The sequence below is a fragment of the Streptomyces sparsogenes genome, from assembly GCF_001704635.1.
In the GTDB taxonomy this organism is placed as follows: Bacteria; Actinomycetota; Actinomycetes; order Streptomycetales; family Streptomycetaceae; genus Streptomyces; species Streptomyces sparsogenes.
In genome coordinates, this window is the sequence record NZ_MAXF01000118.1 from 51,508 (window position 1) to 64,035 (window position 12,528).

A 12,528-nucleotide genomic window follows, 5' to 3' on the forward strand; every position below is an offset into this window, starting at 1 on the left:
GAATGGAATACTCCGCACATGCCACGCGTCCTTCTCATAGAAGACGACCCCTCCGTCCGCGAAGGGATCGAACTCGGCCTGCGCCGCCGCGGACACGAGGTGCGCACCGCCGCCACCGGCGAGGCCGGACTCACCGCCATCCAGGAGTTCCGGCCCGATCTGCTGCTCCTGGACCTCATGCTGCCCGGTGTCAACGGGGTCCAGGTGTGCCGCCGGGTCCGCGAGGGCAGCCAGCTCCCGATCATCATGCTCACCGCGCGCGGCGACGACTTCGACGTGGTCGTCGGGCTGGAGGCCGGGGCCGACGACTACATCGTCAAACCCGCCCGGACCGAGGTCATCGAGGCCCGCATCCGGGCCGTGCTGCGCCGCATCGAGGAGCCCGGCGGCCGCCCCGCCGTCGAGCTCCACGGCGACCTCGCCATCGACCGCGCCGGGCTGACCGTGGCCAAGGCCGGCGAACGCCTCGCGCTCGCCCCCTCCGAGCTGAAGCTGCTGCTCTACCTGACCGCCGCGCCCGAACAGGTCTTCAGCCGCCAGCAGTTGCTCGAACAGGTCTGGGAGCACAGCTACCACGGCGACGCCCGCCTGGTCGACGCCTGCGTACGGCGGCTGCGCCACAAGATCGAGGACGTGCCCGGCAGCCCGCGCTACATACAGACCCTGCGGGGCTTCGGCTACCGCTTCGGACCCCTGTGAGACCGCGGGGGGCCCGCTGGAGGGCCCGCGCCGGGCTGCGCACCCGGCTCTTGCTCGCCTTCCTGCTGGTCGCCGCGGTCAGCGCCGGGACCACCGCGACCCTCACCTACCGCAAGGCCCGCACCGCCATCCTCGAACAGGCCCAGGACACGGCCGTCTCCTCCTTCCGGGAGCGGGTCAGCGACATGGCCACCCCGCTGCCCATCGAGCCCCAGTCCCTCCAGGAACAGCTGCGCGCGCTCGCCCGGCAGGGCAAGCCCCACCCCTGGGTGGTCTTCGCCGAATACGGATCCATCCGGGTCTCCTCCGGCACCAGCCCGGTGTCCACCGTCATCACCCCGCAGCTGCGCCGCGCCGCGCTCGCCAACCCTCACGGCGGCTTCCAGCGGGTCGAGAAGCACGGCGAACCCTGGCTGACCGTGGCCGTCCCGACCGTCTTCCGCGCCGGGAAGACCGTACGCCCCACCGGCCTGGTGCTGTACGCCGTGATGCCGCTGAGCGACGAGGAGGCCAACGTCCGGTCCATGGTCACCGCCGCCCGCGACGGGGCCCTGCCCGGGCTCGCGGTGGCGATCATCCCCGCGCTGCTGGCCGCGCGCAGCGTGCTGCGCCCGGTCCGCGACCTGCGGAAGGCCTCGCAGAGCATGGGCCGGGGCCGCCTCGACACCCGGATCCAGGTCAAGGGCGGCGACGAACTCGCCGACCTCGCCCGCACCTTCAACGAGTCCGCGATCGCGCTGGAGCGCTCCGTCGGCGAGCTGCGGGACGCCGAGGCGCGCGCCCGCCGCTTCGCCTCCGACGTCTCCCACGAGCTGCGCACCCCGCTGGCCGGCATGCTCGCGGTCACCGAGGTGCTGGACGAGGACGCGGCCCGGCTGGCCCCCGACACGGCGGCCGCCGTCCGGCTGATCAGCGCGGAGACCGGCAAGCTCGCGGTCCTCGTCGAGGACCTGATGGAGATCTCCCGCTTCGACGCCCGGGCCGCCGAGCTGAACACCGACGAGGTCGACGTCGCCCAGACCATCCGCAAGACCCTGACGATCCGCCGCTGGACCGACCCGGACCGGATCGTCACCGAGCTGCCCGACGGCATCCGGGCCCGGCTCGACCCGCGGCGCTTCGACATCGTCGTCGCCAACCTCGTCGGCAACGCGCTGCGACACGGCGGCGCGCCGGTGACCGTACGGCTGCGGAAGGCGCCGGAGGCGCACGGCGAGGGGACGCGACTCGTCACCGAGGTCGCCGACAGCGGCCCCGGCATCCGCCCGGAGGTGCTGCCGCATATCTTCGACCGCTTCTACAAGGCGGACTCCGCCCGCACCCGCTCGGAGGGCAGCGGCCTCGGCCTCGCCATCACCCTGGAGAACGTGCGGCTGCACGGGGGTACGATCCGGGCGGCGAACGGCCCGCAGGGGGGCGCCGTCTTCACCGTGGAGATCCCCCTGACCGGCGGAGAGGCGACCGGCGGAGAGGTGAGGAAGTGAAGCGCCGCGGTGCCGCCGCGGCCCGCGCGGCCGCGGCCTGCGTCATGGCGGTCGCGCCGCTGACCGGCTGCGGGGTGCGGGGGAGCGATGTCATCGAGGCCGGCGGCCCCGCCACCGTCACCGTCTTCCCCGCCGACGAGCAGCGGCTGCTCCTGTTCTTCGTCTCCCCCGAAGGCCGTCTGACGCCGGTGGCGAGGCGGGTCGGGGGCGACGGAAGCGGCCAGGCCGTCCGGAGTGGCCAGGCCGTCGGGCCGCCGCTCGGTGACAAGGTCCTCGCCGCGCTGTTCGCCGGCCCGTCGGACGGGGAGCGCGCGGCGGGGCTCCGCACCCGGCTGCCCCGGCCGGAGGGGAGGCCGGCGATGAAGTGGTCCCCCCGCGACGTGCTGGTCCACCTCCCGCTCGCGGTGCGGGACCTCAGCGAGACGGCCCGGCGCCAGGTGGTCTGCACGGTCGCGTACGCCGAGGGCGGCGACGGCGACGCGGAGGTGACCCTAGCGGGCCAGGACGGCGCCCTCCCGCCCACCCACTGCGACGCCTGACCCGGCACCGGACCCGAGCCGCCCGGACCCGCGCCGCCGGGCACACGCCAGGGCCGCGCCGCCGGCCGGGCTTCGCTCAGCGCAGCAGCTCGTACGCCGGCAGCGTCAGGAACTCCGCGTAGTCCTCGTCCAGCGCGACCTTGAGCAGCAGGTCGTGGGCCTGTTCCCAGGTGCCCGCCGCGAACGCGTCCGCCCCGATCTCCTCGCGGATCGCGGCAAGTTCCTCCGCGGCGAGCGCGCGGACCAGGCCGGCCGTCGCCTTCTCGCCGTTCTCGAAGACGACCCCCGCGTTGATCCACTGCCAGATCTGGGAGCGGGAGATCTCGGCCGTGGCGGCGTCCTCCATCAGGTTGAAGATGGCGACCGCGCCCAGGCCGCGCAGCCACGCCTCGATGTAACGGATGCCGACCTGGACCGCGTTGCGCAGCCCCGCCGAGGTGGGCTTGGCCTCCAGGGAGGCGATGTCGATCAGTTCGGCCGCCGTGACGTGGACGTCCTCGCGCAGCCGGTCCTTCTGGTGGGGCTGGTCGCCGAGCACCGCGTCGAAGGAGGCGCGGGCGATCGGGACCAGGTCGGGGTGGGCGACCCAGGAGCCGTCGAAGCCGTCGTTCGCCTCGCGGTCCTTGTCGGCCCTGACCTTGTCGAAGGCGACGGCGTTGACCTCGGGGTCGCGGCGGGAGGGGATGAAGGCCGCCATGCCGCCGATCGCATGGGCGCCGCGCTTGTGGCAGGTGCGGACCAGCAGCTCGGTGTAGGCGCGCATGAAGGGGGCGGTCATGGTGACGGCGTTGCGGTCGGGGAGGACGAAGCCGGGCCCGGCGTCGCGGAAGTTCTTGACGAGGGAGAAGAGGTAGTCCCAGCGCCCCGCGTTCAGCCCGGAGGCGTGGTCGCGCAGCTCGTAGAGGATCTCCTCCATCTCGTACGCGGCGGTGATCGTCTCGATGAGCACGGTGGCGCGGATCGTCCCCTGGGGAATGCCCAGGTGGTCCTGGGCGAAGACGAAGATGTCGTTCCAGAGGCGGGCCTCGAGGTGCGACTCGGTCTTGGGCAGGTAGAAGTACGGGCCCTTGCCCTGGTCGAGCAGGCGCCGGGCGTTGTGGAAGAAGTAGAGCCCGAAGTCGACGAGGGCCCCGGGCACCGCGCGGTCCCCGGCCCGCAGATGGCGCTCGTCCAGGTGCCAGCCGCGCGGCCGGGCGACGACGGTGGCCAGCTCCTCGGCGGGGCGCAGCGCGTACGCCTTGCCCTCGGGGGTGGTGAAGTCGATGCGGCGCTCATAGGCGTCGATGAGGTTGAGCTGGCCGAGGACCACGTTCTCCCAGGTCGGCGCGGAGGCGTCCTCGAAGTCGGCGAGCCAGACCCTGGCGCCCGAGTTGAGGGCGTTGATGGTCATCTTGCGGTCCGTGGGGCCGGTGATCTCCACCCGGCGGTCGTCGAGCGCGGCCGGGGCGGGGGCGACGCGCCAGTCGGGGTCCTCACGGATGTGCGCGGTCTCGGGGAGGAAGTCAAGAGTGCCGGTTCGGGCGATCTCGGCGCGGCGCTCGGCACGGCGCGCGAGGAGTTCGTCGCGGCGGGGGGTGAAGCGGTGGTGGAGCTCGGCCAGGAAGGCCAGGGCCGAGTCGGTCAGCACCTCGCCCTGCCGCTCGAGCGGCTCGGCGTCGACGATGGCCAGCGGGGACGGCGCTGGTGCGGACATGGGCGGTCACTCCTCGGGCGGCACCGGACGGGGCACGTGGACTTCGGGTACGGGGACTTCGGGCACGTGGATCTCGGGGTACTGGACTTCTAGTTAGTGGATACTAATTTCCTCATGGTGGAAGTTCAATGTTCTGTTGAGGTCTGTCGACTCACTCCAGGCGCTTCAGATCCTCGGGGGTGTCGATGTCGTCCGCCCGGGCGACGTCGGAGCAGTCGACGAGCGCGATCGCCGACTGATGCGCCTTCAGATAGTCGCGTGCCCCGCGGTCGCCCACCGCACTCGCCGCGACCCCCGCCCACCGCTCGGCGCCGAACAGCACCGGATGGCCCCGCCGCCCGCCGTACACCGCCGCCGCCAGGGAGGACGGCGAGCGGTACGCCGCCGCCACGCGGGCCACCGCCGCGGCCCCGATCCCCGGCTGGTCCACCAGCATCACCAGGGCCGCCCGCGCCCCCGTACCGGCCAGGGAGGCGAGGCCCGCCCGCAGCGAGGAGCCCATGCCCGCCGCCCAGTCCGGATTGTCGACCAGCACGCACCCGGGCAGCTCGGCGTCCGCCCGTACGGCCTCGGCGCCCGCACCCAGCACGATGTGCACCGGCGCGCAGCCGCCCTCCCGCAGCGCCCGCGCCGCGTGCTCCACCAGCGGTCGGCCCCGGTGGACCAGCAGGGCCTTCGGCCGCCCGCCCAGCCGCCTGCCCCCGCCGGCCGCCAGCAGCAACCCGGCGACCTGCGGTGTGACGTGCGGTGAGCCGTGAGGTGTGTCCTGCGGTGTGACGTGCGGTGAGTCCTGTGGCGTGTCCTGCGATGTGTGATCCATGGGCATGGTCTGCCGCTTGTCCCTTCGTGAGGCCCCCGTTGTCTCCTGTTGTCTCCCCCGTCGCACCCGGTCTGATTTTCGCTCTCCGTATGGCGTGTCGCGCGCAGAGTGGCGTTAACTGATCCGCAGCCTCTCGCGTCCGATCGGCGCGCTCAGGGGCCGTGGGGAGAAGGGGGCAGGCTTCGTGCAAAGGCGCGCGAGGGCGAGCAGGGCAGTGATGTCCGACGATCAGATGGGGCTCCGGGTGGCACCCGGAGCCTGGTCAGTGGAGGGCGCCGCGGTCGTGGAAGACAGGCGAGTGGCCGGCACCGAGGAGAATTCCAGAGCGACGGAGCTGCGCCGGGCCGTCGCCCGGCTGCGGCGCGAACTGGCCGCCCACCCGGCCGACTTGCCGGACCGGGCCATAGCGGACGACGAACTCGCCGCGCTGGACGCCATGACGCGGGAGGGAGCGCCCGAAGTGCCGCGCCTGCGCCGCTCGCTGCTGCTCATCGCGGGCGCGCTCGGCTCGGTGAGCGCGCTGGCGCCCGCGCTGAGGGGGGTCCGTACGGCGATCGACCTGTTCGGCGACGCGCCGCGGACCGGGGGAGGGGTCGAGGGAAGGGTCTGAGGGGCCGGGGGGGAAGAGACGGCCCGGGGGGGGCGAGGCGGGCGGCCCGTGACGTCGCGCCATCGCGCCGTACGTACCCTCCGGCCGTGCCGTCAGGCGGACCCCGTGCTGGCCAGCTCGGCGGACAGCTCGGCCGCGACCTCCTTGAGGATCGGCACGATGTCCTCCGTGGCCTCGTCCGTCACCCGCCCGGCCGGGCCGGAGATCGAGATGGCGGCCGCCGTGGGGGAGTCGGGCACGGTCACCGCGAGGCAGCGCACGCCCATCTCCTGCTCGTTGTCGTCCACCGCGTAGCCCTGCTCCCGCACGCGTCCCAGAGCCTCCAGGAAGACGTCCGGTGAGGTGATCGTCTTCTGGGTGGAGGCCGGCATGCCGGTGCGGGCCAGCAGCGCGCGCACCTCGTCGGCGGGCACGTCCGCGAGCAGCGCCTTGCCCACACCCGTCGTATGCGGCAGCACCCGCCGCCCGACCTCGGTGAACATCCGCATCGAGTGGCGCGAGGGGACCTGCGCGACGTACACCACCTCGTCGCCGTCCAGCAGCGCCATGTTCGCGGTCTCGCCGGTCTCCTCCACCAGCCGCGCCAGATACGGCCGGGCCCAGGTGCCCAGCAGCCGGGAGGCGCTCTCGCCGAGGCGGATCAGCCGGGGGCCCAGCGCGTAGCGGCGGTTCGGCTGCTGGCGTACGTAGCCGCAGGCGACCAGGGTGCGCATCAGGCGGTGGATGGTGGGCAGCGGCAGCCCGCTGCTGCCGGAGAGTTCGCTCAGCCCGACCTCGCCCCCGGCGTCCGCCATCCGCTCCAGCAGATCGAAGGCGCGCTCGAGGGACTGGACGCCGCCGGAGTTGGCAGCGGCGGTCTTGGGCTCGGCGGACGGCACGTCGACGTTTCCTTTCGCGGCGGATGCGGCCGGCCCTCGCGTGACTGTTCCGCCCCGGCCGACCGGCCAACGGGCAGCCTACCCGCCCCCGGCCGGCCGGGTTCTGCGGTTCGAAATCCGACTTCCATTGTATGGATGGCTTGACCGGGCAGGCGGCTCGGTGAAAACTCCCGGAACAGAAAGTAGATTCCGCTTCGCGGAAGTATTGCCCCTAGTGTGTCGACGAACGGAGGGCGCGGATGTCCGACGCGGATCCGGATCTGGTGCTTCGCTCGACCCGCGTGGTGACCCCCGAGGGCATCCGCGCCGCCTCGGTCGCCGTCACCACGGCGGACGGAAGGATCTCGGCCGTTCTGCCCCACGACGCGGCCCTCCCGCCCGCGGCCCGCCTGGAGGACCTCGGGGACGACGTCCTCCTCCCCGGCCTCGTCGACACCCACGTCCACGTCAACGACCCCGGCCGCACCGAGTGGGAGGGCTTCGCCTCCGCCACCCGGGCCGCCGCGGCCGGCGGCGTCACCACCCTCGTGGACATGCCGCTCAACAGCGTCCCGCCCACCACCACCGTCCGGGCCCTGGAGACCAAGCGCGCCGTCGCCCGCGCCGCGGCCCACGTCGACGTCGGCTTCTGGGGCGGCGCCGTCCCCGGCAACGTCCCCGACCTCAACCCCCTGCACGACGCGGGCGTCCTCGGCTTCAAATGCTTTCTGCTCCACTCCGGCGTGGACGAATTCCCCCACCTCGCCCCCGCCGAGCTCGACGCGGCCCTCCGCGAGATCGCGGGCTTCGGCGGCCTGCTCATCGTCCACGCCGAAGACCCCCACCTCATCGACCGGGCCCCGCGACCCAGCGGCCCCCGCTACGCCGACTTCCTCGCCTCACGCCCCCGCGAGGCCGAGAACCGGGCCGTCGCGGGCCTGATCCAGCTCGCGCGCGAGCACGCCGCCCGAGTGCACATCCTCCACCTGTCCTCCGCCGAAGCGCTCCCGATGATCGCCGCCGCCCGGCGCGAGGGCGTCCCGGTGAGCGCCGAGACCTGCCCCCACTTCCTCACCCTGACCGCCGAGGAAGTCCCCGACGGCGCCACCGAGTTCAAGTGCTGCCCGCCCATCCGCGAGGCCGCCAACCAGGACGCGCTGTGGCAGGGCCTGGCCGACGGCACCATCGACTGCGTCGTCTCCGACCACTCCCCGTGCACCGCGGACCTCAAGGCCCGCGACTTCGGCGAGGCCTGGGGCGGCATCTCCTCCCTCCAGCTCGGCCTCCCCGCCGTGTGGACCGAGGCCCGGCGACGCGGCAGGACCCTGGAGGACGTCGCCCGCTGGATGTCCACCGCCCCCGCCGGCCTGGTCGGCCTCGCGCACAAGGGCGCCATCGAGCCCGGCCGCGACGCGGACTTCGCCGTCCTCGCGCCCGACGAGACCTTCACCGTCGACCCGGCCGCCCTCCACCACCGCAACCAGGTCACCGCCTACGCGGGCAGGACCCTGTACGGCGTCGTACGGTCCACCTGGCTGCGCGGCCGGAAGATCGCCGACCACGGCACCCCGACGCCACCCACCGGCCGACTCCTCGAAAGGCAGCCCACCGCATGACCGCGCCGATCCCCCGCTTCACCGGCGACGCGAGCCCGTACGGCGGCGGCGACCCGTACGCCGACTACCGCACCGCGGACCTCCCCTTCACCCACCTCGCGGACCTGGCCGACCGGCGGCTCGGCGGAAGCGTCATCGCCGCCAACGACGAGTTCTTCGCCGAGCGCGAGAACCTGCTGCGGCCCGAGCCCCCGCACTTCGACCCCGCCGCCTTCGGCCACAAGGGCAAGGTCATGGACGGCTGGGAGACCCGCCGCCGGCGCGGCGCCTCCGCCGCCCACCCGCACCCCGCCGACGACGACCACGACTGGGCCCTCATCCGCCTCGGCGCCCCCGGCGTCATCCACGGCATCGTCGTCGACACCGCCCACTTCCGCGGCAACCACCCCCAGTCGGTCAGCGTCGAGGCCACCTCGGCCTGGGGCACCCCCTCCCCGGAGGACCTGCTGTCCGACGACGTACGGTGGACCGAACTCGTCCCCCGCACCCCCGTCGGCGGCCACGCGGCCAACGGCTTCCCGGTCACGGTGGCCCGCCGCTTCACCCACCTCAGGCTGAGGCAGCACCCCGACGGCGGCATCGCCCGCCTCCGCGTCCACGGCGAGGTCCTCCCCGACCCCGCCTGGCTCACCGCCCTCGGCACCTTCGACCTGGCCGCCCTGGAGAACGGCGGCGCCGCCGAGGACGCCTCCGACCGCTTCTACTCCCCGCCCGCCAACTCCATCCAGCCCGGCCGCTCCCACAAGATGGACGAGGGCTGGGAGACCCGCCGCCGCCGCGACCGGGGCCACGACTGGGTCCGCTACCGGCTCACCGAACACGCCGAGATCCGGGCCGTCGAGATCGACACCGGCTGCTACAAGGGCAACGCCCCCGGCTGGGCCGCCCTCCACGCCCTCGACGCCACCACCGGCGCCGACCCCACCGACCACACCGCCCCCGGCTGGACCGAACTCCTGCCCCGCACGCCCCTCCAGCCCGACACCGTCCACCGCTTCCTGCTCGCCGCCGCCCCGCCCGCCACCCACGTCCGCATCGACATCTTCCCTGACGGCGGCATCGCCCGCCTCCGCCTGCACGGCACCCTGACGGAGGCGGGCGCGAACCGGCTCGCGGCGCGGTACGCGGAACTGGGCGGAGCCCCAGGCATCTCCGGCGGCAGGGCACAGAGCTAGGGCCGCGCCCGTTACCCCACCGGCTTCGGGAGTCCCATCGGGTTGGGGAGTCCCATCGGGTTGGGGAAGCGGAGCGCCGTCCCGCAGGCCGCGGCCAGGGGGCGCAGCAGCCCCGCCAGGCGCGCCACCTCCTCGGGGCCGAGCGTCCGCCAGGGGCGCTCGGCGGCCCGGTCCGTCGCCGCCTCGACCGTACGCAGCAGATCGCGCCCGGCGTCCGTGGCGGAGCCTTCCGGGGTGACCAGGCCGCGCTCCAGCAGGCGGTGTTCGGCGGCTTCCCACTCCTCGTCGGTCCAGCCGCGGTAGGGCTGGAGTTCGGCGCGGGGCAGGTCCGCGGCGGCGCGGAGGGCCAGGGTCTCGCAGCCGTCGAGGCCTGCGGCGACGAGGGCCGCGACATGGCCGTCGCCGCGGTGTTCACGGAGCAGGGTGGCCGCGTGCCAGAGGCGTCCGGCGGGGTCGGTGGGGAAGTCCAGGGCGCCGTACGCGGCGGTCAGCACCCGTCCGGCGTGGTCCAGGCCCGCGGCGAGCGGCGCCAGGGCCTCGGCGGCCCGCTCCACCTCGTGCTCGTATCCGGCGAGCAGACGGGTCAGCGCGGCGGTGGCGCCCGCCCGGCGCAGCTCCAGGGCGCGCTCGGGGGCGGCCAGGGCCCAGACGGCGGGGAGGGCGCGGGCCACCATGGCGGGGGCGAAGCCGAAGAACGCGGCCACGACGGGCTCCGGCCCGACCGGCCCCAGGGGCGCGGCACGGCCCGCGAAGTAGCCGCGCCAGAAGCCGCGGAGACCCGCGTCCTCGTAGGCGGCCAGGGCCTCCGGCGCGAAGTACGTGACCGCGTGGATCGGCTCGAACAGGGGCCACATCGCGCGGGCCGTGGCCGCCGGGCTGTCTGCCATGGTGGTGTTCCCTTCAGGGGCGGGGCGGATGGTCACAGGCCATGCTCCCGGACGGTTCCGGTGCGCTCAGGCCGCCCCGTCCGCCGGGGAGCCGCCGGAGGACGACGGCAGTGGGCCGACCGATCTGTGACCCGGATTGCGCCGACCCGTGGAACCCGGGGAGTCGGGTCGCTCGTTCACCGGGCAGCTCATCCGTAGCTATGCGATATATCCGCCATGTCCGCCCCGAGGAGCCCTGCTGTGACCTTGCGCCAAGAGATCGTCGGCAACGCCATGCAGATGGCGGTCTGCAGCCTCCAGCCCGGCCAGACCGTCTACTGCGAGGCCGGGAAGTTCCTGTTCAAGACGTCGAACGTGACGATGGAGACCCGGCTGTCCGGGCCCGGCGCCGGGTCGGGCGGAGGGCAGGCCCCCGGCGGCGGGAACGGTGGGGGGAACGGCGGCGGGGGCATGGGGGGCATGCTGCGGCAGGCCATGGGCACCGCCATGCAGGTGGGGCAGCGGGCGCTGGCCGGGGAGTCGCTCGCCTTCCAGTACTTCACCTCGACCGGCGGCGAGGGGACCGTCGGGTTCGCGGGCGTGCTGCCCGGGGAGATGCGCGCCCTGGAGCTGGACGGAGGCCGGGCCTGGTTCGCGGAGAAGGACGCCTTCGTGGCGGCCGAGTCGACCGTGGAGTTCGGCATCGCCTTCCAGGGCGGCAGGACGGGGCGCAGCGGCGGCGAGGGGTTCGTCCTGGAGAAGTTCACCGGGCGCGGCACGGTGATCATCTGCGGTGCGGGCAATTTCATCGACCTCAACCCGGCCGACTTCGGCGGCCGGATCGAGGTCGACACGGGCTGCATCGTGGCCTTCGAGGAGGGCATCCAGTACGGCGTGCAGCGCATCGGCGGGCTCAACCGCCAGGGCTTGATGAACGCCGTGTTCGGCGGCGAGGGCCTGTCCCTGGCCACGCTGGAGGGCGACGGGCGGGTGATTCTGCAGTCGCTGACCATGGAGGGGCTGGCCAATGCGCTGAAGAAGGCGCAGGGCGGGGACAAGCAGGGGCCGACGGGCGGGCTGTTCTCCAGCCGCGCGGGGTGACCGGAGGCGGCTCCAGCCGCGCGGGGTGACCGGGCCGCTGTCGGCGGCCGGGCTATTTGGCTCCGGCCAGGTAGAACAGCAGGAAGAGGAACGCGGCGATGAAGTGGACGCCGACGAGGTAGATGAAGACGCGGACCGAGAGCGCCATCGGCGCGCGGTCCTCCTCCCGTACGGGCCGGCCCTGCGCCGCGCCGCCTGGCGCGCCGGTGTCCGGGGTGCTGTCGGCGTCGCTCATGGCGTGTGGTGCCTCCCTCCGCGGGCGGCGTCCCCGAGACACAGGTCGGCCGTGCCGCTCTGCAGCAGTGTGTGGACGAACAGCAGGTCCGTGCCGCCGGACGAGGCGGCGGCGATGCGGTGCGGGGTGAGCGAGTCGAAGTGGGCCGCGTCGCCGACGGCGAGCACATGGACGGTCTCGCCGAGGGTCAGCCGCAGCCGGCCCCGGGTGACGTACAGCCACTCCTCGCCCGGGTGGACCCGCACCAGGTCCTCCTGCGGGCCGGGCCCGGCCGGTACGTGCACCCGCAGGGCCTGCATCGCCCGGCCGGGGCCGCCGGCCCGCCAGTACGTCCAGCCGCCCACCCGCGAGGCCTCCATCCGGTCGGCCCGCAGGATCGGGTCGCGTTCGGCGGAGGCCTCGCCGAGGAGGTCGGATACCGTGGTGCCGTAGGTGCGGGCCAGCGCGAGCAGCATGGGCAGCGAGGGCTGGCGCCGGGCGGTCTCCAGGCGGGAGAGGTGCGCGGGGGAGAGCCCGGCCACCCGGGCGGCGGCTTCGAGGGTCAGGCCGCTGCGCCGTCGCAGGTCGCGCAGGCGCGGCGCGACGGAGGGCAGCTCGGAGGGAGGCCCGTCGGCGGGCCCCTCGGGGAGCGGGGTCATGCCTCCGGTATAGCCAGCATTCGCCTCTGGGGCAAAAGTTTTGCCTCTGGGGCAAAAGTCGGCGCCGACCCCCGAGCCCCCTCCGCCGGTAGCGGGCGTTACGCCTTGGTCACGTCTCCCGGCGCTTCGGGGGGATCTTGTGAACGCCGGGGAAACTCCGGTGACTTGGCATTGACATGTCATGGTCTACGCGCG

13 protein-coding genes are annotated in these 12,528 nt (G+C 73.9%); 7 read left to right on the forward strand and 6 right to left on the reverse strand.

What is annotated here, in order from left to right:
• Positions 1-18: 18 nt before the first annotated feature.
• The 3 genes from BBH68_RS24480 to BBH68_RS24490 are packed head-to-tail and all read left to right on the forward strand — an operon-like array spanning position 19 to position 2,722.
• Positions 19-699 (forward strand): response regulator transcription factor, encoded by a 681-nt coding sequence (locus BBH68_RS24480; RefSeq protein WP_065965647.1) that lies wholly within the window; start codon positions 19-21, stop codon positions 697-699.
• On the forward strand, positions 696-2,183 hold the full coding sequence (locus BBH68_RS24485; RefSeq protein ID WP_065965648.1) for a sensor histidine kinase: 1,488 nt from the start codon (positions 696-698) through the stop codon (positions 2,181-2,183). Before BBH68_RS24480 ends, BBH68_RS24485 begins: the two co-directional genes overlap by 4 nt.
• Positions 2,180-2,722 (forward strand): hypothetical protein, encoded by a 543-nt coding sequence (locus tag BBH68_RS24490; RefSeq protein ID WP_079151175.1) that lies wholly within the window; start codon positions 2,180-2,182, stop codon positions 2,720-2,722. The genes BBH68_RS24485 and BBH68_RS24490 overlap by 4 nt, the downstream gene beginning before the upstream one ends.
• Before the next feature lie 76 nt (positions 2,723-2,798).
• On the opposite strand, the gene aceB is transcribed toward BBH68_RS24490, so the two are convergent.
• Both aceB and BBH68_RS24500 read right to left on the reverse strand, forming a co-directional pair.
• Positions 2,799-4,415 (reverse strand): malate synthase A, encoded by a 1,617-nt coding sequence (gene aceB, locus BBH68_RS24495; protein ID WP_065965649.1) that lies wholly within the window; start codon positions 4,413-4,415, stop codon positions 2,799-2,801.
• A gap of 151 nt (positions 4,416-4,566) precedes the next feature.
• Entirely contained in the window at positions 4,567-5,235 is a 669-nt protein-coding gene (locus tag BBH68_RS24500) for a nucleotidyltransferase family protein (protein WP_079151178.1), read from the reverse strand.
• 232 nt (positions 5,236-5,467) lie between these two features.
• Between BBH68_RS24500 and BBH68_RS24505 the strand changes: the two genes are divergently transcribed.
• The gene (locus tag BBH68_RS24505) at positions 5,468-5,845 is read left to right on the forward strand and encodes a DUF5955 family protein (protein ID WP_065965683.1); all 378 of its coding nucleotides are present in this window, start codon (positions 5,468-5,470) and stop codon (positions 5,843-5,845) included.
• Positions 5,846-5,937: 92 nt separating this feature from the next.
• Here BBH68_RS24505 and BBH68_RS24510 read toward each other — a convergent pair whose 3' ends face one another.
• Positions 5,938-6,723, reverse strand: coding sequence for an IclR family transcriptional regulator (locus tag BBH68_RS24510; RefSeq protein ID WP_065965651.1), 786 nt, complete (start codon positions 6,721-6,723; stop codon positions 5,938-5,940).
• Between the two features lie 239 nt (positions 6,724-6,962).
• On the opposite strand from BBH68_RS24510, the gene allB reads away from it, so the two are divergent.
• Positions 6,963-8,318, forward strand: coding sequence for an allantoinase AllB (gene allB / locus BBH68_RS24515; protein WP_065965652.1), 1,356 nt, complete (start codon positions 6,963-6,965; stop codon positions 8,316-8,318).
• Positions 8,315-9,493 (forward strand): allantoicase, encoded by a 1,179-nt coding sequence (gene alc, locus BBH68_RS24520; RefSeq protein ID WP_065965653.1) that lies wholly within the window; start codon positions 8,315-8,317, stop codon positions 9,491-9,493. The genes allB and alc overlap by 4 nt, the downstream gene beginning before the upstream one ends.
• A gap of 11 nt (positions 9,494-9,504) precedes the next feature.
• Here alc and BBH68_RS24525 read toward each other — a convergent pair whose 3' ends face one another.
• Positions 9,505-10,380, reverse strand: coding sequence for an SCO6745 family protein (locus BBH68_RS24525; protein ID WP_065965654.1), 876 nt, complete (start codon positions 10,378-10,380; stop codon positions 9,505-9,507).
• A 240-nt stretch (positions 10,381-10,620) separates the two neighbouring features.
• Here BBH68_RS24525 and BBH68_RS24530 point away from each other — a divergent pair, with 240 nt between their 5' ends.
• Positions 10,621-11,460 (forward strand): AIM24 family protein, encoded by an 840-nt coding sequence (locus tag BBH68_RS24530; RefSeq protein WP_076970662.1) that lies wholly within the window; start codon positions 10,621-10,623, stop codon positions 11,458-11,460.
• Between the two features lie 52 nt (positions 11,461-11,512).
• Here the strand turns inward: BBH68_RS24530 and BBH68_RS24535 are convergent, their stop codons facing one another.
• Complete coding sequence (locus tag BBH68_RS24535) at positions 11,513-11,695, reverse strand: DUF6126 family protein (protein ID WP_065965655.1); 183 nt, start codon at positions 11,693-11,695, stop codon at positions 11,513-11,515.
• Positions 11,692-12,333 carry a helix-turn-helix domain-containing protein gene (locus BBH68_RS24540; RefSeq protein ID WP_065965656.1) on the reverse strand — a complete coding sequence of 214 codons (642 nt, stop codon included), beginning with the start codon at positions 12,331-12,333 and terminating at the stop codon, positions 11,692-11,694. Before BBH68_RS24540 ends, BBH68_RS24535 begins: the two co-directional genes overlap by 4 nt.
• Between the last annotated feature and the right edge of the window lie 195 nt (positions 12,334-12,528).

What these genes read in the sequence shown, in the direction of transcription:
- BBH68_RS24480 (WP_065965647.1), top strand. Translation starts at nt 19, where the DNA reads ATGCCACGCGTCCTTCTCATAGAAGACGACCCCTCCGTCCGCGAAGGG.
- aceB (WP_065965649.1), bottom strand. Translation starts at nt 4,415, where the DNA reads ATGTCCGCACCAGCGCCGTCCCCGCTGGCCATCGTCGACGCCGAGCCG.
- BBH68_RS24500 (WP_079151178.1), bottom strand. Translation starts at nt 5,235, where the DNA reads ATGGATCACACATCGCAGGACACGCCACAGGACTCACCGCACGTCACA.
- BBH68_RS24505 (WP_065965683.1), top strand. Translation starts at nt 5,468, where the DNA reads ATGGGGCTCCGGGTGGCACCCGGAGCCTGGTCAGTGGAGGGCGCCGCG.
- allB (WP_065965652.1), top strand. Translation starts at nt 6,963, where the DNA reads ATGTCCGACGCGGATCCGGATCTGGTGCTTCGCTCGACCCGCGTGGTG.
- alc (WP_065965653.1), top strand. Translation starts at nt 8,315, where the DNA reads ATGACCGCGCCGATCCCCCGCTTCACCGGCGACGCGAGCCCGTACGGC.
- BBH68_RS24525 (WP_065965654.1), bottom strand. Translation starts at nt 10,380, where the DNA reads ATGGCAGACAGCCCGGCGGCCACGGCCCGCGCGATGTGGCCCCTGTTC.
- BBH68_RS24535 (WP_065965655.1), bottom strand. Translation starts at nt 11,695, where the DNA reads ATGAGCGACGCCGACAGCACCCCGGACACCGGCGCGCCAGGCGGCGCG.
- BBH68_RS24540 (WP_065965656.1), bottom strand. Translation starts at nt 12,333, where the DNA reads ATGACCCCGCTCCCCGAGGGGCCCGCCGACGGGCCTCCCTCCGAGCTG.